General features: G+C 71.6%; 18 protein-coding genes and 1 riboswitch. Of the genes, 11 read left to right on the forward strand and 7 right to left on the reverse strand.

The genetic code is table 11. The annotated features are described in order from the left end of the window. Positions 1-29: 29 nt before the first annotated feature. From shc to F8R89_RS30150, 8 genes are all read left to right on the forward strand, one after another. Positions 30-2,063, forward strand: coding sequence for a squalene--hopene cyclase (gene shc / locus F8R89_RS30115; RefSeq protein ID WP_151786906.1), 2,034 nt, complete (start codon positions 30-32; stop codon positions 2,061-2,063). After that, on the forward strand, positions 2,060-2,701 hold the full coding sequence (locus F8R89_RS30120; RefSeq protein WP_151786907.1) for a 1-hydroxy-2-methyl-2-butenyl 4-diphosphate reductase: 642 nt from the start codon (positions 2,060-2,062) through the stop codon (positions 2,699-2,701). Before shc ends, F8R89_RS30120 begins: the two co-directional genes overlap by 4 nt. Before the next feature lie 5 nt (positions 2,702-2,706). Next, the gene (gene hpnH / locus F8R89_RS30125; RefSeq protein WP_055619147.1) at positions 2,707-3,729 is read left to right on the forward strand and encodes an adenosyl-hopene transferase HpnH; all 1,023 of its coding nucleotides are present in this window, start codon (positions 2,707-2,709) and stop codon (positions 3,727-3,729) included. A 4-nt stretch (positions 3,730-3,733) separates the two neighbouring features. Beyond that, positions 3,734-4,909, forward strand: coding sequence for a flavodoxin-dependent (E)-4-hydroxy-3-methylbut-2-enyl-diphosphate synthase (gene ispG / locus F8R89_RS30130; RefSeq protein ID WP_151786908.1), 1,176 nt, complete (start codon positions 3,734-3,736; stop codon positions 4,907-4,909). Positions 4,910-4,940: 31 nt separating this feature from the next. Further along, positions 4,941-6,893, forward strand: coding sequence for a 1-deoxy-D-xylulose-5-phosphate synthase (gene dxs, locus F8R89_RS30135; RefSeq protein ID WP_151786909.1), 1,953 nt, complete (start codon positions 4,941-4,943; stop codon positions 6,891-6,893). After that, a complete protein-coding gene (locus F8R89_RS30140; RefSeq protein ID WP_151786910.1) occupies positions 6,890-8,275 on the forward strand; it encodes an aspartate aminotransferase family protein in 1,386 nt (461 codons plus the stop codon). Before dxs ends, F8R89_RS30140 begins: the two co-directional genes overlap by 4 nt. A gap of 98 nt (positions 8,276-8,373) precedes the next feature. Beyond that, positions 8,374-9,006 carry a helix-turn-helix domain-containing protein gene (locus F8R89_RS30145; RefSeq protein WP_151786911.1) on the forward strand — a complete coding sequence of 211 codons (633 nt, stop codon included), beginning with the start codon at positions 8,374-8,376 and terminating at the stop codon, positions 9,004-9,006. After that, positions 9,003-9,125, forward strand: a complete 123-nt coding sequence (locus F8R89_RS30150; RefSeq protein ID WP_151786912.1) for a DUF6126 family protein — start codon at positions 9,003-9,005, stop codon at positions 9,123-9,125. The genes F8R89_RS30145 and F8R89_RS30150 overlap by 4 nt, the downstream gene beginning before the upstream one ends. Before the next feature lie 15 nt (positions 9,126-9,140). Here the strand turns inward: F8R89_RS30150 and F8R89_RS30155 are convergent, their stop codons facing one another. After that, the gene (locus F8R89_RS30155) at positions 9,141-9,938 is read right to left on the reverse strand and encodes a tyrosine-protein phosphatase (protein WP_151786913.1); all 798 of its coding nucleotides are present in this window, start codon (positions 9,936-9,938) and stop codon (positions 9,141-9,143) included. Between the two features lie 498 nt (positions 9,939-10,436). Next, a riboswitch (cyclic di-AMP (ydaO/yuaA leader) is annotated at positions 10,437-10,597 on the forward strand. 4 nt (positions 10,598-10,601) lie between these two features. Between F8R89_RS30155 and F8R89_RS30160 the strand changes: the two genes are divergently transcribed. Beyond that, entirely contained in the window at positions 10,602-11,510 is a 909-nt protein-coding gene (locus tag F8R89_RS30160; RefSeq protein WP_151786914.1) for a LysM peptidoglycan-binding domain-containing M23 family metallopeptidase, read from the forward strand. Between the two features lie 289 nt (positions 11,511-11,799). Continuing rightward, positions 11,800-12,585, forward strand: coding sequence for an SGNH/GDSL hydrolase family protein (locus tag F8R89_RS30165; RefSeq protein ID WP_151788344.1), 786 nt, complete (start codon positions 11,800-11,802; stop codon positions 12,583-12,585). Between the two features lie 63 nt (positions 12,586-12,648). On the opposite strand, the gene F8R89_RS30170 is transcribed toward F8R89_RS30165, so the two are convergent. Next, on the reverse strand, positions 12,649-13,248 hold the full coding sequence (locus tag F8R89_RS30170) for a TetR/AcrR family transcriptional regulator (protein WP_192806403.1): 600 nt from the start codon (positions 13,246-13,248) through the stop codon (positions 12,649-12,651). Positions 13,249-13,323: 75 nt separating this feature from the next. Further along, positions 13,324-14,502, reverse strand: coding sequence for a Glu/Leu/Phe/Val dehydrogenase dimerization domain-containing protein (locus F8R89_RS30175; RefSeq protein ID WP_151786915.1), 1,179 nt, complete (start codon positions 14,500-14,502; stop codon positions 13,324-13,326). Between the two features lie 276 nt (positions 14,503-14,778). On the opposite strand from F8R89_RS30175, the gene F8R89_RS30180 reads away from it, so the two are divergent. Then, a complete protein-coding gene (locus F8R89_RS30180; RefSeq protein ID WP_151786916.1) occupies positions 14,779-15,972 on the forward strand; it encodes an MBL fold metallo-hydrolase in 1,194 nt (397 codons plus the stop codon). A gap of 57 nt (positions 15,973-16,029) precedes the next feature. Here F8R89_RS30180 and F8R89_RS30185 read toward each other — a convergent pair whose 3' ends face one another. From F8R89_RS30185 to F8R89_RS30200, 4 genes are read right to left on the reverse strand one after another with little or no spacing between them, the layout of a single operon-like run. Next, positions 16,030-17,145 carry an ABC transporter permease gene (locus tag F8R89_RS30185; RefSeq protein WP_151786917.1) on the reverse strand — a complete coding sequence of 372 codons (1,116 nt, stop codon included), beginning with the start codon at positions 17,143-17,145 and terminating at the stop codon, positions 16,030-16,032. 44 nt (positions 17,146-17,189) lie between these two features. Then, positions 17,190-18,395: an Nramp family divalent metal transporter gene (locus F8R89_RS30190; RefSeq protein WP_225994534.1), complete on the reverse strand. Its 1,206-nt coding sequence runs from the start codon at positions 18,393-18,395 to the stop codon at positions 17,190-17,192. Continuing rightward, positions 18,392-19,072: a DUF1275 family protein gene (locus tag F8R89_RS30195; protein ID WP_151786918.1), complete on the reverse strand. Its 681-nt coding sequence runs from the start codon at positions 19,070-19,072 to the stop codon at positions 18,392-18,394. The genes F8R89_RS30190 and F8R89_RS30195 overlap by 4 nt, the downstream gene beginning before the upstream one ends. A gap of 3 nt (positions 19,073-19,075) precedes the next feature. Further along, positions 19,076-20,122, reverse strand: coding sequence for a cupin domain-containing protein (locus tag F8R89_RS30200; RefSeq protein WP_151788347.1), 1,047 nt, complete (start codon positions 20,120-20,122; stop codon positions 19,076-19,078). Positions 20,123-20,434: the final 312 nt, after the last annotated feature.

The following is a 20,434-nucleotide window of genomic DNA, read 5'->3' on the forward strand; positions in this document are numbered from 1 at the left end:
CGCTTGCAGCACTGCACGAAGGGGAAGCCATGACAGCGACGACCGACGGAAGCACCGGGGCGGCCCTGCCGCCCCGGGCCGCCGCGGCCAGTGAGATCCACAGCGAGACCCCCCTGGCGACCGGGGCGCACGAGGCCGCCGAACGCGCCGCCCGGCGCGCCACCGACTTCCTCCTGGCCCGCCAGGACCCCGAGGGCTGGTGGAAGGGCGACCTGGAGACGAACGTCACCATGGACGCCGAGGACCTGCTGCTGCGTCAGTTCCTCGGCATCCGGGACGAGGAGACCACGCGGGCCGCCGCCCTCTTCATCCGCGGCGAGCAGCGCGACGACGGCACCTGGGCCACCTTCTACGGCGGGCCCGGCGAACTGTCCACCACCATCGAGGCGTACGTCGCCCTGCGGCTGGCCGGCGACGCCCCCGACGCCCCGCACATGGCGAAGGCCTCCGCCTGGATCCGGGCCCGGGGCGGCATCGCCGAGGCCCGCGTGTTCACCCGTATCTGGCTGGCCCTGTTCGGCTGGTGGAAGTGGGAGGACCTGCCCGAACTCCCGCCGGAACTCATCTACTTCCCCACCTGGGTGCCGCTCAACATCTACGACTTCGGCTGCTGGGCCCGGCAGACCATCGTCCCGCTGACGATCGTCTCCGCGAAGCGCCCGGTGCGCCCCGCGCCCTTCCCGCTCGACGAGCTGCACACCGACCCGGCGAACCCCAACCCGCCCAAGCCGCTCGCCCCGGTGGCGAGTTGGGACGGTGCCTTCCAGCGGCTGGACAAGGCCCTGCACCAGCTGCGCAAGGTCGTCCCGCGCAGACTCCGCAGAGCGGCCATGAACACCGCCGCCCGCTGGATCATCGAACGGCAGGAGAACGACGGCTGCTGGGGCGGCATCCAGCCCCCGGCGGTCTACTCGATCATCGCGCTGCACCTGCTCGGCTACGACCTGAAGCACCCGGTGATGCGCGAGGGACTGGCGTCCCTGGACCGCTTCGCCGTGTGGCGCGAGGACGGCGCCCGGATGATCGAGGCGTGCCAGTCACCGGTGTGGGACACCTGTCTGGCCACCATCGCTCTGGTGGACGCGGGCGTGCCCGCCGACCACCCGCAACTCGTCAAGGCCGCCGACTGGATGCTCGGCGAGGAGATCGTCCGGCCCGGCGACTGGTCGGTCCGGCGCCCCCAACTGCCGCCCGGCGGCTGGGCGTTCGAGTTCCACAACGACAACTACCCCGACATCGACGACACCGCCGAGGTGGTCCTGGCGCTGCGCCGGGTCCGCCACCACGACGCCGAGCGCATGGAACGCGCGATCGGCCGCGGGGTGCGCTGGAACCTCGGCATGCAGTCCCGCAACGGGGCGTGGGGCGCCTTCGACGTCGACAACACCAGCCCCTTCCCGAACCGGCTGCCGTTCTGCGACTTCGGCGAGGTCATCGACCCGCCGTCGGCGGACGTCACCGCGCACGTCGTCGAGATGCTCGCCGTCGAGGGGCTCGCCCACGACCCGCGCACCCGGCGCGGCATCGCCTGGCTCCTCGCCGAACAGGAGCCCGACGGCTCGTGGTTCGGGCGCTGGGGCGTCAACTACCTCTACGGCACCGGGTCCGTCGTCCCGGCCCTGACGGCCGCGGGCTTCCCCGGCTCCCACCCGGCGATCCGCCGGGCCGTCGCCTGGCTGGAGTCCGTCCAGAACGACGACGGCGGCTGGGGCGAGGACCTGCGCTCCTACAAGTACGCCAAGGAGTGGAGCGGCAGGGGCGCCTCGACGGCCTCGCAGACGGCCTGGGCGCTGATGGCCCTCCTCGCGGCGGGCGAGAAGGACTCCAAGGCCGTGGAACGCGGCATCGAGTGGCTGGCCGCCACCCAGCGGCCGGACGGCACCTGGGACGAGCCGTACTTCACCGGCACCGGCTTCCCCTGGGACTTCTCGATCAACTACCACCTCTACCGGCAGGTCTTCCCGCTGACCGCGCTCGGCCGGTACCTGCACGGGGAACCCTTCGCCGGCAAGGCGACCGCCACCGCCACCACCCCCGCCGCCGACGCCGAGGGGAGCGGATGAACCCACAGCCCGCCCCGGCCCCGCTGCTGATCGCCTGCGCGCTCGGCATCGAGCAGATCGCCCTGCGCACCGGCGACCGGGGCGGGGCCGGCGGGCCGGTCACCGTGCTGCGCACCGGCATGGGACCCCGTTCGGCCGAGCGCTCGGTGACCCGTCTGCTGGCCGACCCGGCGCTGGCGGAGGCGGCCGTCCTCGCCACCGGCTTCTGCGCGGGCCTCGCCCCCGGGATGCACCCCGGCGACCTCGTGGTCGCCGAGGAGACCCGGGATCCGGCGGGAACCGTTCCGTGCACGGGGACCGACCTGCTGGTGAAAGCCCTCACGCGGTCCGTCCCGGGCCGCACCGTCCACACCGGACCGCTCACCGGCTCGGACCATGTGGTCCGCGGTCAGGAACGGTCCGATCTGCTCACGACCGGCGCGATCGCGGTCGACATGGAATCCGCGGCCACGCTCCTGAGCGCCGTACGCACGGGCGAGCGCCCGGTTGCGGCCGTCCGGGTGGTCGTGGACGCTCCAGAACATGAACTCGTCCGGATCGGCACATTGCGCGGTGGAATATCGGCCTTCCGCGTTCTTCGTTCCGTTCTGCCTGCTTTCTATGAATGGCACCGTTCCTTGCTGCTCCCCAGGAGGTGAGCCAGATGGCCATGCCGCTGCGCCAGTCCATCAAGGTCGCTACTTACTTGGCTGAACAGAAGCTCCGCAGGCGTGACAAGTTCCCGCTCATCGTCGAGCTGGAACCCCTGTTCGCGTGCAACCTCAAATGCGAGGGCTGTGGCAAGATCCAGCACCCGGCGGGGGTCCTGAAGCAGCGCATGCCCGTGGCGCAGGCCGTGGGCGCGGTGCTGGAGTCCGGGGCGCCGATGGTGTCCATCGCCGGCGGCGAGCCGCTGATGCATCCGCAGATCGACGAGATCGTGCGGCAGCTCGTGGCCAAGCGCAAGTACGTCTTCCTGTGCACCAACGCCATGCTGCTGCGCAAGAAGATGGACAAGTTCACGCCGTCGCCGTACTTCGCGTTCGCCGTGCACATCGACGGCCTGCGGGAGCGTCACGACGAGTCCGTGGCGAAGGAGGGCGTCTTCGACGAGGCCGTCGAGGCGATCAAGGAGGCCAAGCGGCGCGGCTTCCGGGTCACCACCAACTCGACGTTCTTCAACACCGACACCCCGCAGACCATCATCGAGGTGCTCAACTTCCTCAACGACGACCTCCAGGTCGACGAGATGATGATCTCGCCCGCCTACGCCTACGAGAAGGCACCGGACCAGGAGCACTTCCTCGGCGTCGAGCAGACCCGCGAGCTGTTCAAGAAGGCCTTCGCCGGCGGCAACCGCCGCAAGTGGCGGCTGAACCACTCGCCGCTGTTCCTCGACTTCCTCGAGGGCAAGGTCGACTTCCCCTGCACGGCCTGGGCGATCCCGAACTACTCCCTCTTCGGCTGGCAGCGCCCCTGCTACCTGATGAGCGACGGCTACGTCCCGACGTACCGCGAGCTGATCGAGGACACCGACTGGGACAAGTACGGCCGCGGCAAGGACCCGCGCTGCGCCAACTGCATGGCGCACTGCGGCTACGAACCCACCGCCGTCCTCGCCACCATGGGCTCGCTCAAGGAGTCGCTGCGCGCCATGCGTGAGACCGTCTCCGGAAACCGGGAGTGATCCCATGACCGCCATCTCCTTGGGCGTCCCCGAGGTACCGGCCCGGCCGATCGCCCCGCGACGTACGTCCCGGCGGATCCAGGTCGGACCGGTGGCGGTCGGCGGCGGCGCCCCGGTGTCGGTGCAGTCGATGACGACGACGCGTACGTCGGACATCGGTGCGACGCTGCAGCAGATCGCGGAGCTGACGGCGTCGGGCTGCCAGATCGTGCGGGTGGCGTGCCCGACGCAGGACGACGCGGACGCGCTGGCGACGATCACGCGGAAGTCGCAGATCCCGGTGATCGCGGACATCCACTTCCAGCCGAAGTACGTGTTCGCGGCGATCGAGGCGGGCTGCGCGGCGGTCCGGGTGAACCCGGGCAACATCAAGCAGTTCGACGACAAGGTGAAGGAGATCGCGGGGGCCGCGAAGGACCACGGCACCCCGATCCGGATCGGCGTGAACGCGGGTTCGTTGGACCGGCGTCTGCTGCAGAAGTACGGCAAGGCGACGCCCGAGGCCCTGGTGGAGTCGGCGCTGTGGGAGGCGTCCCTCTTCGAGGAGCACGACTTCCGGGACATCAAGATCTCCGTGAAGCACAACGACCCGGTGATCATGATCGAGGCGTACAAGCAGCTCGCCGCCCAGTGCGACTACCCGCTGCACCTCGGCGTGACCGAGGCGGGCCCCGCCTTCCAGGGCACGATCAAGAGCGCGGTGGCGTTCGGCGCGCTGCTCTCGCAGGGCATCGGCGACACCATCCGGGTGTCGCTGAGCGCTCCGCCCGCGGAGGAGGTCAAGGTCGGCATGCAGATCCTGCAGTCGCTCGGGCTGCGGGAACGGCGGCTGGAGATCGTCTCCTGCCCGTCCTGCGGGCGGGCGCAGGTCGACGTCTACAAGCTGGCCGAGGAGGTCACCGCGGGCCTGGACGGCATGGAGGTGCCGCTGCGGGTGGCGGTCATGGGGTGTGTCGTCAACGGCCCCGGCGAGGCGCGTGAGGCCGACCTCGGCGTCGCCTCCGGCAACGGCAAGGGGCAGATCTTCGTCAAGGGCGAGGTCGTCAAGACCGTCCCCGAGTCGAAGATCGTCGAGACCCTCATCGAGGAGGCGATGAAGATCGCCGAGCAGATGGAACAGGACGGGGCCGCAGCGGGCGTCCCCACCGGCACGGGGAAACCGGCAGTGACGGTGAGTTGAAGCACGGCACGGACCGAGAGGGGGCCCGAGCATGACGATTCTGGAGAGCATCCGGGGACCACGTGACCTGAAGGCGCTGTCCGAGGCGGAACTCGGTGAACTGTCCGACGAGATCCGGGAGTTCCTGGTGCACGCGGTCGCGAGGACCGGCGGGCACCTCGGGCCCAACCTGGGGGTGGTGGAGCTGTCCGTCGCGCTCCACCGGGTCTTCGAGTCGCCGGTGGACCGCATCGTCTGGGACACCGGCCATCAGAGCTATGTGCACAAGCTGCTGACGGGGCGTCAGGACTTCTCCAAGCTGCGCGGCAAGGGGGGCCTGTCGGGCTACCCCTCCCGTGAGGAGTCCGAGCACGACATCGTGGAGAACAGCCACGCCTCCACCGCCCTCGGCTGGGCCGACGGGCTCGCCAAGGCCCGCCAGGTGCAGGGGGAGAAGGGGCACGTCGTCGCGGTCATCGGCGACGGGGCGCTGACCGGCGGCATGGCCTGGGAGGCGCTGAACAACATCGCGGCTGCCAAGGACCGGCCGCTGATCATCGTCGTCAACGACAACGAGCGCTCGTACGCCCCGACCATCGGCGGCCTCGCCAACCATCTGGCGACCCTGCGCACCACCGACAGTTACGAGAAGGTGCTGGCCTGGGGCAAGGACGTCCTGCTGCGCACGCCCCTGGTCGGCCACACGGTCTACGAGTCCCTGCACGGCGCGAAGAAGGGCTTCAAGGACGCCTTCGCGCCCCAGGGCATGTTCGAGGACCTGGGACTGAAGTACGTCGGCCCCATCGACGGACACGACATCGGGGCCGTCGAGTCGGCGCTCCGGCGCGCCAAGCGCTTCCACGGACCGGTGCTGGTCCACTGCCTCACGGAGAAGGGGCGCGGCTACGAGCCCGCCCTCGCCCACGAGGAGGACCACTTCCACACCGTCGGTGTGATGGACCCGCTGACCTGCGAACCGCTCGCGCCGTCGGGCGGGCCGTCCTGGACGTCGGTGTTCGGCGACGAGATCGTCCGGATCGGCGAGGAGCGTGAGGACGTCGTCGCGATCACGGCGGCCATGCTGCACCCGGTCGGCCTCGGCAAGTTCGCGGAGCGGTTCCCCGACCGGGTCTGGGACGTGGGGATCGCCGAGCAGCACGCGGCCGTCTCGGCGGCCGGCCTCGCCACGGGCGGACTGCACCCGGTCGTCGCCGTCTACGCCACCTTCCTCAACCGCGCCTTCGACCAGCTGCTGATGGACGTCGCGCTGCACCGCTGCGGGGTGACGTTCGTCCTGGACCGGGCCGGTGTCACCGGCGTCGACGGCGCCTCGCACAACGGCATGTGGGACATGTCGATCCTCCAGGTCGTCCCCGGCCTGAGGATCGCCGCGCCCCGGGACGCCGACCAGCTGAGGGCGCAGCTGCGGGAGGCCGTGGCCGTGGACGACGCCCCGACGCTGGTGCGCTTCCCGAAGGAGTCGGTCGGACCGGCGGTCCCGGCCGTCGACCGGGTGGGCGGGCTCGACGTCCTGCACCGCGGGCCGGACCAGGACGTCCTCCTCGTCGCCGTCGGTGTGATGGCCCCCGTGTGCCTCCAGGCGGCCGAGCTGCTCGAGGCACGCGGCATCGGCTGCACGGTCGTCGACCCCCGCTGGGTCAAGCCCGTCGACCCGGCGCTCGCGCCACTGGCCGCCCAGCACCGGCTGGTGGCCGTCGTCGAGGACAACAGCCGCTCGGCCGGGGTCGGCGGTGCCGTGGCGCTCGCGCTCGGCGACGCCGACGTGGACGTGCCGGTGCGGCGGTTCGGCATCCCGGAGCAGTTCCTCGCGCACGCCAAGCGGGGCGAGGTGCTGGCCGACATCGGCCTCACGCCCGTCGAGGTCGCCGGCCGGATCAGCGCGAGCCTCGCCCTGAAGGAGGCCGCGGGCGGTTCGACCGACCCGTCCGACGGCGGCCGCCCCGCGGGCCGTCCCGTCGCGTCAGTCAAGGAGAAGGCTGAATGACCAGCGAGTTCGACCTCGGCAGACTCCTCGCCGAGCGCGGAGCCGAGCGCTACGAGCTGCACACCCGCTACCTCAACCACCAGCTCCCGCGCATGCTGCACACCATCGGCTTCGACAAGGTGTACGAGCGGGCCGAGGGCGCCTACTTCTGGGACGCCGACGGCGACGACTACCTCGACATGCTCGCCGGGTTCGGGGTGATGGGCCTGGGCCGCCATCACCCCGTGGTCCGCAAGGCGCTGCACGACGTGCTGGACGCACAGCTCGCCGACCTCACCCGCTTCGACTGCCAGCCGCTGCCCGGGCTGCTGGCGGAGAAGCTGCTCGCCCACAGCCCTCACCTGGACCGGGTGTTCTTCGGCAACAGCGGCACGGAGGCGGTGGAGACCGCGCTGAAGTTCGCGCGGTTCGTCACCGGCCGGCCCAGGGTGCTGTACTGCGACCACGCCTTCCACGGACTGACCACCGGCTCGCTGTCCGTCAACGGCGAGTCCGGCTTCCGGGACGGCTTCGCGCCGCTGCTGCCCGACACGGCCGTCCCGCTCGGCGACCTCGACGCGCTGGCGCGGGAGCTGGCGAAGGGCGACGTGGCCGCGCTGATCGTCGAACCGATCCAGGGCAAGGGCGTGCACGAGGCCCCGCCCGGCTATCTGCGGGCCGCGCAGGAGCTGCTGCACCGGCACAAGGCGCTGCTCATCGCCGACGAGGTGCAGACCGGCCTCGGCCGCACCGGCGACTTCTACGCCTACCAGCACGAGGAGGGCGTCGAACCGGACCTGGTGTGCGTGGCCAAGGCGCTCTCCGGCGGCTATGTCCCGGTCGGCGCCACGATCGGCAAGGACTGGATCTTCAAGAAGGTCTACTCGTCCATGGACCGGGTGCTCGTCCACTCGGCGAGCTTCGGCTCGAACGCGCAGGCCATGGCGGCCGGGCTCGCCGTGCTGTCCGTCATGGAGGACGAGCAGATCGTCGCGGGCGTCCGGGCCACCGGAGAACTGCTGAGGTCACGGCTGGCCGCCCTCACCGACAAGTACGAGCTGCTCGCCGATGTGCGCGGACGCGGGCTGATGATCGGCATCGAGTTCGGCCGGCCCGACTCACTCAAGCTGCGCAGCCGCTGGACGATGCTCCAGGCCGCGCGCAAGGGCCTGTTCGCGCAGATGGTGGTCGTGCCGCTGCTGCGCCGGCACCGCATCCTCACCCAGGTCTCCGGGGACCACCTGGAGGTCATCAAGCTGATCCCGCCGCTGATCATCGGCGAACGAGAGGTGGACCGGTTCGTCGACGCCTTCACGGACGTCATGGACGACGCCCACAGCGGCGGAGGGCTCATGTGGGACTTCGGCAAGACACTGATCAAGCAGGCGGTCGCCAACAGGTGAGGGCTGCGGTGAGTACGCCGGCGAGTGCGGCTCCGTGGCGGCCTTGCCTCTGAGGCAAGAAATTTGCCCCCGAGGTAAGTCTGCGGCTGAATGGGAGCATGAGCTCTCCCGAGAACCCGCCCGGTGACGAGGCGACCGGGCCGGCCGAGTCCCTACCGGTCGTCGCGCCGCAGCTGCGGGCCCTGCGTCGCCGGGCGGCCCTCACGCTGGAGGGCGCGGCCCGCGCCGCCGGGCTGTCGGCCGCCCATCTCTCCCGGCTGGAGACCGGTCAGCGCCAGCCGTCGCTGCCGATGCTGCTGGCACTCGCCCGCATCTACGGTACGACGGTCGGCGAGCTGCTCGGCGAGAGGGTCCCGGACCGGGACGCCGTCGTGCGCGCCCACGACATGGAACCCACCGCCGCCGGCGGCTGGTCGTACTGGCAGGCCGGGGTGTCCGGCCGCGCGATGCAGGCCCTCCGCGTCCATGTGCCGTACGGCTCGCAGGGCGACATCGTGCGCGTGCACCCCGGCGAGGAGTGGCTCCATGTCCTCAAGGGGCGGCTGCGGCTGCGCCTCGGGGACACCACGCACCGGCTCGCCCCCGGGGACAGCGCGCACTTCGACTCGCTGACCCCGCACCGGCTCGCCGCCGAGGACGACGGCGGCGTCGAGCTCCTGTTCGTCCACACCCTGTTGCAGAGCCCCACGGCCACCCTGTGCCTGGGCCCCACCCCTGGAGTGACGCCATGACCGACATGGAGGAGAAGTTCCCCCGCGCCCTGTGGGTGCGCCTCATCATCTACATCGCGGTGGGGCACGTCTTCGCCGCCTTCATCTACTTCCTCTTCGAGGCGGGCGGCGGAAAGTAGGCGTACCCCTCGTTCTCAGTCGAGCAGCCGCCCCCGCAGACGCTCCCGCGCCTCGGGGGTGAGCCGCAGGCCCTGCTCCAGGTAGGTGTCGACGTCGCCCCAGGTCGCGTCGATCGTGTCGAAGGCGGCCTGCAGATACTCCGCGCGCGCGTCGAAGAGAGGGCTCAGCAGCTCCATGACCTCCGGCGAGTAGGCCGAGGGCGCGTCGCTGCCGCGCCGCACCTTGTAGCGGCGGTGCTTCTCGTTGGACTTCAGATAGTCGGCGACGATCGCCTCCCGCTCGACGCCGACCGCGAGCAGCGTCACCGCGATCGACAGGCCCGCGCGGTCCTTGCCGGCCGCGCAGTGCATCAGCGCCGGGACGCTGTCCTCCACCAGGGAGCGCAGCACCTGCGAGTGCTCGCCGGTGCGCTCCGTGACGATGGAGCGGTAGGAGGCGATCATCCGGGCCGCGCCCTTGCCGTCCGCCAGGATCTCCCGCAGCTGGTCGAGATCGCCGTCGCGGACCATCTTCCAGAACTCCGCGCCGTCCGCCGGGTCGGACAGCGGCAGGTTCACATTGCGGACGCCCGGCAGCTCGACGTCCGGACCCTCCAGCTTCTGGTCCGCCGCGTTGCGGAAGTCGAAGATCGTGTGCAGCCCCAGCGAGTCGAGGAAGGCCGCGTCCTCGGCGGTGGCGTGGGCGAGGTGGCCGCTGCGGAACAGCACGCCGTGCCGCACCCGTCGTCCGTCCACGGTGGGCAGGCCGCCCACGTCGCGGAAGTTGCGCACACCGGCCAGCTCGGGCTCGGTCGACGGGATCTGCTGCGTCACGGGGGCTCCTCCCGGTCGTCCCCGCCGGCGCGGCTCGGCGGTGAGGCCGGCGAGGTGCGCCTCCGACGATACGACATGGCTGTGTGCGCCAAGCAGTTGTCCACAGGCCGCAGCAAGGGAGTAATGGTCTGAAACGGGCGAAGTGGCCTTATGTCGGTAATGATCGGTCTGGATATCCGCCGCCGTCGCATTCAGGCTTTCTGTCCGAATTGATGCCTTCATTCCAACTCGCTCCGGAATAGGGAAAGCTGGAGCAGGGTCACGTGAGGAGCGTCATATCGGTGACGGTGCGTCGCCCGTCATGCTCACGTAATCGGCCTTTCTCGCAAGGGAATTCGAGGGTGGCGGCCCTCTCGAAATGCACGCAGGGTGACCGGTGGATCCCGTAAAGGATCAAGCCGAACGTATTCGGACGGAACCCCTCACTTGTTCCCATGCGTCTTTCTCGCTTACGTTCGCCACCAATCCGGACGGACGCCTAATCCTGCCGCCGACCGGAATCCGCGCACACCCACCCGTACACGGCAGGAGCGGGGGACCCACAGGTACGTCGCCTGTTCCGGTCCCGGAACAGGCTCGGGGTCAAGTCGCGTCCCGACGCGGCCGGGCATCTCCAGCCCGCACCCGACAGCTCACCTCGCAGGCGCCGGAGAGGAATTCGCCATGCCCGCGAAGGGTAAGCATCGCCGTCCCAAGTCCCTGCGCCTCACCCGCACGATCGCCGTCGCCGGAACCGGTGGCGCCGCTCTCGCGCTCCCGCTGATCGGGGCCACCGGCGCCCACGCCGCGACCGGCCAGTCCGCCCCGCAGAAGGCGGTCCAGTCCGTCCCGGCCGCCGCCGAGAAGGCCCCGGCGCAGAAGACCTCCGCGCAGAAGACGCGCACCTACGAGGTGAAGCGCGGCGACTACCTGTCGAAGATCGCCGACGAGCAGGACGTCCGCGGCGGCTGGAAGAAGCTGTACGCCGACAACCGCGAGGCCGTCGGCTCCGACCCGTCGCTCATCCACCCGGGCCTGAAGCTCTCGATCGGCAAGAAGGCCGCGACCGCCGCCCCCAAGGCGTCGGCCCCGTCCACCGCGCCGTCCAAGCCGTCCGCGAAGCCCGCCGCGCCGAAGAAGGCCGCGACGGCCGCCCAGAGCGCCGGTGAGACGAGCACCGTCAACGGCTTCAGCGCCCCGGTGTCCACCGCCGCCGTCGGCACCTCGTACAAGGTGGCGGGCAGCATGTGGTCCAGCGGCTACCACACCGGCGTGGACTTCTCCGCCGCCACCGGCACCCCCCTGAAGGCGGTCGGCGCCGGCACCGTCGTCTCCGCCGGCTGGGGCGGCGCCTACGGCAACCAGGTCGTCATCCGGCTCGCCGACGGCTACTACGCCCAGTACGCCCACCTGTCCTCGCTGTCCGTCTCCAGCGGCCAGACGGTGACCGCGGGCCAGCAGATCGGCCTCTCCGGCGCGACCGGCAACGTGACCGGCCCGCACCTGCACTTCGAGATCCGCACCACGCCGAACTACGGCTCCGACGTGGACCCGGTGGCCTACCTCCGCTCCAAGGGCGTCGCCATCGGCTGACCCCCGCCCCACGGCGCGCCTCCCTGACACGCACGCGCACCACCTGCCTGACACGCAGCCGAAGGCCGGACCCCGATCCCCGGGTCCGGCCTTCGGTCTGTCGTGCACACCCACGCGTGGCGTTTCGGCTCTCAACATCCCCGCGTGGACCGGTATTCCGGGTTTGGTGAAGGCTTTGGCAGTGGCTTATCTCACCGCTCGTCAACCCTTTCCTACGGTCGCGTAGGTCACATCGGAAGGTGAATCATGTCCCGACGTGACAGACGATTCGAAGAGTGACAGCAGAAGAGTGATCGGGTCGTACGTCGCGGTGGGGGACAGCTTCACCGAGGGCGTCGGCGACCCCGGCCCCGACGGGGCGTTCGTCGGCTGGGCCGACCGGTTCGCGGTCCTTCTGGCCGACCGGCGTCCCGAGGGCGACTTCCGGTACACGAACCTCGCCGTGCGCGGCAGACTGCTCGACCAGATCGTGGCGGAACAGGTCCCCAAGGCCGTGGAACTCGCCCCGGACCTGGTGTCGTTCTGCGCGGGCGGCAACGACATCCTGCGGCCCGGCACCGACCCCGACGAAGTGGCCGAACGGTTCGAACGGGCCGTCGCCCGGCTCGCCTCGGCGGCGGGCACGGTCATGGTGACGACCGGCTTCGACACCCGGGGCGTGCCCGTGCTGAAGCACCTGCGCGGCAAGATCGCCACGTACAACGGGCACGTCCGCGCCATCGCCGACCGCTACGGCTGCCCGGTGCTCGACCTGTGGTCCCTGAAGACCGTCCAGGACCGCCGGGCCTGGGACAGCGACCGGCTCCACCTCTCTCCCGAGGGGCACACGCGCGTGGCGCTGCGCGCCGGCCAGGTCCTGGGCCTTCAGATCCCCGCCGACCCGGACCAGCCCTGGCCGCCGCTCCCGCCCCGCGGGACGCTGGAGATCCGGCGCGACGACGTCCAGTGGGCGCGCGAGTACCTGGTCCCCTGGATCGGGCGGCGCCTGCGCGGCGAGTCCTCGGGCGACCACGTGACCGCCAAGGGCGCGCTCTCGGCGTACGACATCAAGATGCGCATCGAGTCGGTGGCCTGAGCCCGGCGGCACGGCCGGGCGACAGCGGAGCCGCCCGTGACCGGTCCGGTCACGGGCGGCCGCTCACCGCGCCGAGGCGGTCAACGCCGCCCGCTCCAGGCCCAGCTCCCGGGCCAGCGCCTCGTCCACCCACTCCTGGGCCCGCGCGCGGGACAGCGACCCGGGATACGACGTCAGCTGGACCGCCAGACCGTCGAGGAGGGCGGTCAGGCGCAGTGCGGCCGCCGCCGGGTCCGGGCAGTCGAACTCGCCCGCGGCCACGCCCTCCGCGAGGACCCCGGCGAGGGCGCTCTTCCACTGCCGGTCGAGCTCGCGCGTGACCTCCCGCAGGGCCGGATCGCGCAACGCCGCCGCCCAGCCCTCGATCCACAGCCGCCAGCCCTTGGCCTGACCGGTCGGCGCGTACCAGCGCACGGCCGCCCGCAGCCGCCGTACCGCCGTCGTCCGGCGGCCCAGGATCCCGCGCAGCCGCGTCAGGTCGCCCTCGGCGGCGTGCGCGAACGCTGCCGCGACCAGCTTCTCCTTCGTGTCGAAGTGGTAGAGCACCAGCGCGTTGCTCACCCCGAGCGCCGAGGCCACGTCGGCGATCCTGACCGCCGCCACACCCCGCGCCTCTATCTGCTCCACGGCGGCCCGCAGCAGGTCCGCCCGCCGCTCCGCCACGCTCAACCGCACTCTCGCCCTCGCCACGCCGTCACCCTACGGCCTGGCCCGCACCGCCCTCGGCGGGACCGCTCGTCAGCGGTGCCAGCCGAACCGTTCGGTGATCACCGGCAGCCGGTCCGCCGCGAGGGCGTGCGCGGCGGCCCGCGGGGTCGTGCCGTCTGCCTCCGCGCGGGCCAGCGTCCGGTCGGTCAGGGCCCGCATCGCACGCCGCGTGTGGGCGAACGCCTCGTCGGCGTCCGGGCCGATGTCCCCGAACAGCGTCCACCACCACCACGCGTTGGTGGCCGAGTTGACGACGACGTCCGGCAGCACGGTGACCCCGCGCGCGGCCAGCAGCAGCTCCGCCTCCGGACGCACGGGCATGTTCGCCGCCTCGGCGATCCAGCGGGCGCTGATCCGGCCCTGGTTCGCGGCGTCCACCGCGTACGACACCGCCGCCGGCACCAGCACCTCCGCCTCCGCCGACAGCCAGGCGTCGCCCGGCAGTTCACGGTCACCGGGGCGCAACGCCGCGCGGTCCACCGTGCCGTAGCCGTCCCGCGCCGCCAGCAGCGCCTCCACGTCCAGCCCCGCCGGGTTGGCGACGGTCCCCTTGATGTCGGCGACGGCCACCACGGTGAGCCCCGCGCGCGCGAGGAACCGCGCCGTGGCCCCGCCCATCGTGCCCAGGCCCTGCAGGGCGACCCGGGTCCGCCAGCGCGGCACCCCGGCCCGGTCCAGCGCGGTGAGCACCGACTCGGCCACGCCGCAGCCGCCCACCAGCTCGTCGAGCCCGATGCCGTCGACGTCCACCGCGAACGCCTCGGCCAGCCGGCGCCGGGCGGCGGCCTCGTCGTCCAGCAGCGGGTACACCGCCTGCACCGACGAGACGAGCCCCGCCTCCCGGGCCGCCCGGTCGACGACGTCCTGGCTGAGCCCCAGATCCTCGCCCGTGGTCCACAGCGTCTCGACGTACGGCCGCATCGCGCGCAGGTAGCGCACCAGCAGCCCGTACGCCTCCGGGTCCCGGGGATCGCAGTCGATGCCGCCCTTGGCGCCGCCCAGCGGGACGTACCGCGCCTCCGGGTCGTAGTGCAGGGCCTCCTTGAGGGTCATGCCCGCGGCCAGCCCGGCGATCTCCTCCAGCGTGCAGCCCGGCCGCATCCGCAGTCCGCCGCTGGAGACGCCCCGCACCAGCCGGTCCACGACCAGGAAGCCCTGGCGGCCCGTGACATGGTCGGTCCAGGTGAGGGACAGGAACGGCGAGGTCATGCGAACTCCGGGCTCGGCGGCGGTCTGCGCGGTCGTCCGCGAGATGACGGAGGCGCCCGGGCGGCCGGGAGAGCCGCATAGCTCCTGAACGACGGGTCAGTATCACGACCAAGGCAAGGACATGTCAACGCAGGCGGTGCGTTTCGCCGCCGGACCCGGGAACGAACACCGGCGACCCGGCGTTCGGGATGACAGGGGGCTGTCGGCCGTGATCGCGGGGGACCGTCGGGGTGGCCGCCCATAATGGAAGCCTCACCGACTCCACCTGGAGGTACCGTGGCCGGTTCCCGATTCCCGAGCGCCGGGCTGAGCGTCCTGCGGCCGACGGCCTTCGGCGTGGACCCCAGCGGTGAGCGCATGGCGCGCATCCGCCGGTCGCCGCACTTCCGCGACGGCGTGTTCCAGAACCCGGGCGGGACCGCCCGCACCAGACCCTCCGGCTCGATGCTGGAGTTCGCGAAGGTCTTCTTCGACAAGGACACCCGGCCGCTGCGCACGCCCAAGGGCACCGTGCCGGTGCACCCCACCACCTACGCCGACCTCGCGAAGCCGCCCGCCACGGGGCTGCGCCTGACCTGGATGGGGCACTCCAGCATCCTCGCCGAGATCGACGGCCGCCGTGTGCTGTTCGACCCCGTGTGGGGCGAGCGCTGCTCCCCGTTCCCGTTCGCCGGCCCCAGGCGGCTGCACCCCGCGCCGCTCCCGCTCGCCGCGCTCGGCCCGGTCGACGTCGTCGTCATCTCGCACGACCACTACGACCACCTCGACCTCCCCACGATCAAGGCGCTGGCCGGCACCGACACCCTGTTCGCCGTCCCGCTCGGCGTCGGCGCGCACCTCGAGCACTGGGGCGTCCCCGCCGACCGGCTCCGCGAACTGGACTGGCACGAGTCGACCGAGGTCGGCGGCCTCACCCTCACCGCCACCCCGGCCCGCCACTTCTGCGGCCGCGGGCTGCGCAACACCCAGCACACGCTCTGGGCGTCCTGGGTCGTCGCCTCGCGTGAGCACCGCGTCTACCACAGCGGTGACACCGGCTACTTCGACGGCTTCCGGGACATCGGCGCCGCGCACGGCCCCTTCGACGCGACGATGATCCAGGTCGGCGCCTACTCCCACTTCTGGCCGGACATCCACATGACACCCGCCGAGGGGGTCCGCAGTCACCTCGATCTGCAGGGCGGCACCCCCGGCGGGGTGCTGCTCCCCATCCACTGGGGCACCTTCAACCTGGCGCCGCACCCGTGGGCGGAGCCGGGGGAGTGGATGCGGGACGCCGCCGGGGACGTCGGCCAGGCGGTGGCGTTCCCCCAGCCCGGTCAGCCGTTCGAACCGGCGGGGGAGCTGCCCGTGGAGCCGTGGTGGCGCACGGTGTCGGGGCCGGTCCCGCGGACCTGGCAGCCCTCCCGGGCCGGCGAGGACGGGGAGGGGAGCGCCAAGGGACAGCTCGACCTCGCCGGGGAGCGCTGACAGAGACGGGGGGCGGGGCCGCCGTCCGTCAGGTGCCGGTCCCGGGCCCGCCGTCCGTCAGGCGCTGGTCCCGGCCGCTCCGGCGGCGGGTGTCCCGAGGGCGCCGATGCCCTTGGGCTTGCGCCGGAGCGCGGCGACGAGCGCGCTCACCAGGACGCCGCCCACCGCCCAGGCGGACAGGACCCACCAGGCCGTGGCGGTGTCGTGCCCGCCGAAGTACGCGTAGTTGCGGATCAGCGTCACCGAAGCGCCGTTGGGAAGGGCCGGCCCGAGGTCCCGCCAGAAGGGCGGCAGCAGCGCCGCCGGATAGACACCGCCCGCGCTCGGATTGCCGAGCACCACGAAGATCAGCACCGACAGGGCGATGCCCGCCGGCCCCAGCAGGACCTGGAAGGCCATCCCGGTCGCCGCCGCGGCGAACGTGGTGAGGGCGGCGATCCACCAGATCGCGACGAAGTGCCCGGGCAGCGCGTCGAAGACCAGATCGACGATGATCGCGCCGCCGAGCCCCGACAGGACCGACAGCCCGGCCAGCGCGCCCAGCCTGATGAGCATCCGATGGGACGTCGCCGGCCTGGCCCCGTACGACGCGGACAGCGCGGCGGAGCCCAGATAGCCACCCACCACCATGCCGACCGCCAGATAGAAGCTGGCCAGCCCCCGTCCGTCCGCCTCGTTCGGCGGACGCAGATCGGTGATCCGCACCGGACGCGCCGGGTCCGCCTTCTGGAACACCGTCTGCAGCGCCTGCACGCTCGACGGGCCGGCCGCGGACGCCACCAGCAGCTGGTTCGCGGGAGCCGCCGGGGTGACCAGGAGGGCGGCGTCCACCTGACGCTCCAGCACCATCGTCCGCGCCTGCGCCACGCTGTCGGCGGGCCGGCCCGCGAGCGGCTCCCCGGGAATGCCGTTCAGCTTGTCGATCACCTGTGACTGCGCCGCCGGCGGGGCCACCACGGCCAGGCTGAGCTTGTGCGGCTTGGGCGAGTGAAAGGCGCCGATGTAGGAGACGACGAAGGCCAACTCCAGGATGAGGACGCCGAGGAGGAGGATTCCGGCGCGGGGCGTGATGGCCTCCCTCAGCTCGCGCAGGAACCGTGCGACGGGGGAGTCCGCGGGAGGAGCCCCGGGCGGCTGTCCGGTCGGCTCCGGGGTGTCACCTGTGCCGGCCATGGCAACTCCTAAGAACTAGTGGGGGGAACCGTGGGGTTCGTGGCTCAGGGGAAGAACTGCTCCAGCAGCAGGGCCGCGTCGAGCAGGGTGACGGCCGCGATGGCCGCCCCCAGACCGGCCTTCACGGCGAGGCTGTTGACGTGCTCGCCCATCACACGGCGGGAGGAGGTCAGCAGTCCGAGCGGGATGAGGACGAGCGGCAGACCGATCGCGAGGACCACCTGGCTCATGATGAGCGCGCCGACCGGCGAGACACCGGCCGCCAGCAGCGCGACCGCGGGCGCCACGGTGATCAGGCGCCTCAGCGACCGCGGCATCCTGCGGCGCATCAGCCCGCTCATCACCACCTCGCCCGACTGGGTGCCCACGGCCGTGGACGTCAGCCCGCTGACGAGGAGCGCGACCAGGAACGCGGTCTGCGCGGCGCCGCCGACCCGCTCCGACAGCCCGCGGGCGATGTCGCCGAAGTCGTCGCCGCTCAGGCCGTGCAGGGCACCGGCTCCGACCACGACCATCGCGGCGTTGATGCTCCCGGCGAACAGCATCGCCAGGAACACGTCGGCGCGGTGCGCCCGCAGGCGCTGATGGGTCTGCGCGAGGGCGCTGTGGACGTGGATGGCGTGCGGCATGATCGTGGCGCCGACGATGCCCGCCGCGAGGTAGAGGGCCCCATCGCCCGGCAGGGTCGGCACCATGCCGGTGCCCAGGGCGTGCAGCGGGGGCGTGCGGTACGTCAGGCAGAACAGGAAGGCCCCGCCGATCGCGCACAGGGAGACGAGGGCCACCCCCTGCAGGAACCGCTCGCCGAGGCGGTCGCCCGCGGCCAGCATGGCCCCGCCCACCACCGCGGCGACGACTCCGCCGACCGGCAGCGGCACGCCGAACAGCAGGTACATCGCGAAGGCCGCACCGATCACCTCGGCGACGTCCGTGGCGATCGCGACGGCCTCGGCCTGCAGCCAGTACGCCACTCGCCAGGGCGGGGAGCAGCGTTTCGCGACCAGTTGGGGAAGGGTGAGGCCGGTCGTCGCCCCCAGCTTCGCCGCCAGATACTGCACAGGGCCCGCGACCAGCGTCGCCAGGACGACCACCCACAGCAGGGCCGTGCCGAACTCCGCGCCGGCCGTGACGTTGGTGACCAGGTTGCCGGGGTCGACGTAGGCGATGGCCGCGACGAAGGCCGGGCCGAGCAGCCGCACCGACGAGCGGCGCGACCGCGGCGGCGAGGGCGCGAGGCGGGCGGTCGTCACGGTGCCGGGCTCCCTGCCCGGGGGAGCGCGAGGATCGCCGCGGCGGCGCCGACCGCCGCCACGGCGGGGCCGAGGCGGGCGTCGATCGCCATGGCCCCGGAGGCCGCCAGGGCGCCCAGGACCAGCGTCACCACCACGGCCAGGCGGACGCCCGCGTGCCGGGTGCTGCCGTCGGCGGCGTCCTGCGCCAGGCTGGTCAGGGTGCCGGTGACGAAGGTCGTGGTCACCCCCGCGCCGTGCGCCGACCGTTTGGCGGCGGCGGTCTGGGCGCCCATCGCCGCGGCGGACGCCGCGAGCATCAGCAGCCGGAGCGTGGTGCCCGGGGTGGAGTGGACCGACCTGAGGATCAGCACCACGAGGTCGAGGGCCACCACGGCCAGGAGCACGGCCCTGATCTGGCTCCACCGCGCGGCGGGATGCTTCGGGACCGCCTTGGAGGCCAGGTACACCGCGATCAGGAAGGCCCCCAGCGCGGTGGCCGCGCCCGAGACGAGTGCCCCGTATCCCGGCCGGCTCGTCAGGCCCGACAGGATGAGGCTGCCCGTCATGTTGGCGGTGAACACGCTGCCGAGCTGGACGAAGGCGAACGCGTCACCGGCTCCTGTGGCGAAGGACAGGAGCACGGCCACGACGGACAGACGCGTCGGTGTCGGTGCCGTCGGCGAGGTCGCCCGCACGGGTCAGGCTTCCCTCGCCGGCGGGGTCGGGTTCTTCCGCGCGACGATCAGGGGATCGGCAGTGGTGAAGGGGAAGTCCGGCAGACTGCGCTCGTCCACGCCGAGGGTGGACGCCATCACCTCCCGGGAGAACGCGGTCGCCGTGGTCCGGTAACCGATGTCACCCGGCGTCGGCTGATCGAAGAAGATCAGGAAGTGGAACGCGTCGTCGCCGAGCACCTCGATGTGGTGCGGATAGGCGCGCGGCACGAAATAGACGTCCCCCTGCTTGAGTTCGTACTCGTCCAGGGTGACGTCGGGATCGAGGATGCGCATCCGGGCCCGCCCCTCGGCCACGTACCCCATCTCCGCGGTCACGGGATGCCAGTGCGCGTCACGCATCCCGTTCTCCTTGATCCGCAGGGAGTACATCGAGATGTCCTCCAGGGCCGCCCAGAACTGCTTCCGTGCCAGCCGCGCCGACCCGTACTCGTACGCCGTCGGCGGGTGCTGGCCCTCGACGTCGAAGAGATGGGCGTTGGGGAACCGCTGGGTGGGATTGACCGAGGAGTTCTTCCCGCGCGGGAGGATCTGCTGGGCGTCCGGCCGCGCGAACGCGTCGAAGGCGGAGGCCGGCAGATCGTACGTGTTGCCGAGCACGGGGTTGGTCATCGCGGAGAAGCTGTCGCGCAGGGAGAAGTGCTGCGGCTTCTCGCTGCGCAGGGCCACGATGACCTCGGCCTCGGTCGGGGCGAGGTTCTCTATGTGGTAAACGGATCCGGATTCCACATGGTACATCTGCCCTTCGCCGGCCACGAACGACGAGAATTCGTTTCCGGAGCCGAGCATCGATATGAGCACTTCGCCGCGCACGACATAAGCGAGCTGGTTGGCGTTGACGTTCCATTGCGGTTCCCTGATCGCGTTCGGCCCCAGGACCACTCGCTTGATCGACAGCCCGTCGAGGATGGAAAGGCCTTGTCTGTCGACGACTTGGATACTGCCGAGATCGCTCTCGAACAGTGGGGGGCTTTCGTTGAGGGACACCCAATGCGGTGACGCCGAGGTCATGTCGATCACCCTTTCGAGACGCCTTCCCTCAAAGCTGACACGAGTTATTGAAAGACGCACCTTGGGCAACTCGGGCCTGCGGCCGGGGGGATGATCCGCGGGAGCCAGGGCTGTCGGGTCGCTGGATTTCATCGGCGGGTGAAATGCCGGGCGTTGGGGTCTGGCAAAAGGCCGCTGACTGGCGGACTTTGGCGGAGCGTCAGGTGCCTCATGTCGTGTACGCGCGTTGATCGGCACGGCGGCGGTACAGCATCCCCCGTACGGCGTCGGACGGAAGCCGCGCGGGATGGGCGTCCGCGCCAACTCCTGTGG

This window comes from Streptomyces sp. SS1-1 (assembly GCF_008973465.1).
Lineage (GTDB): Bacteria > Actinomycetota > Actinomycetes > Streptomycetales > Streptomycetaceae > Streptomyces.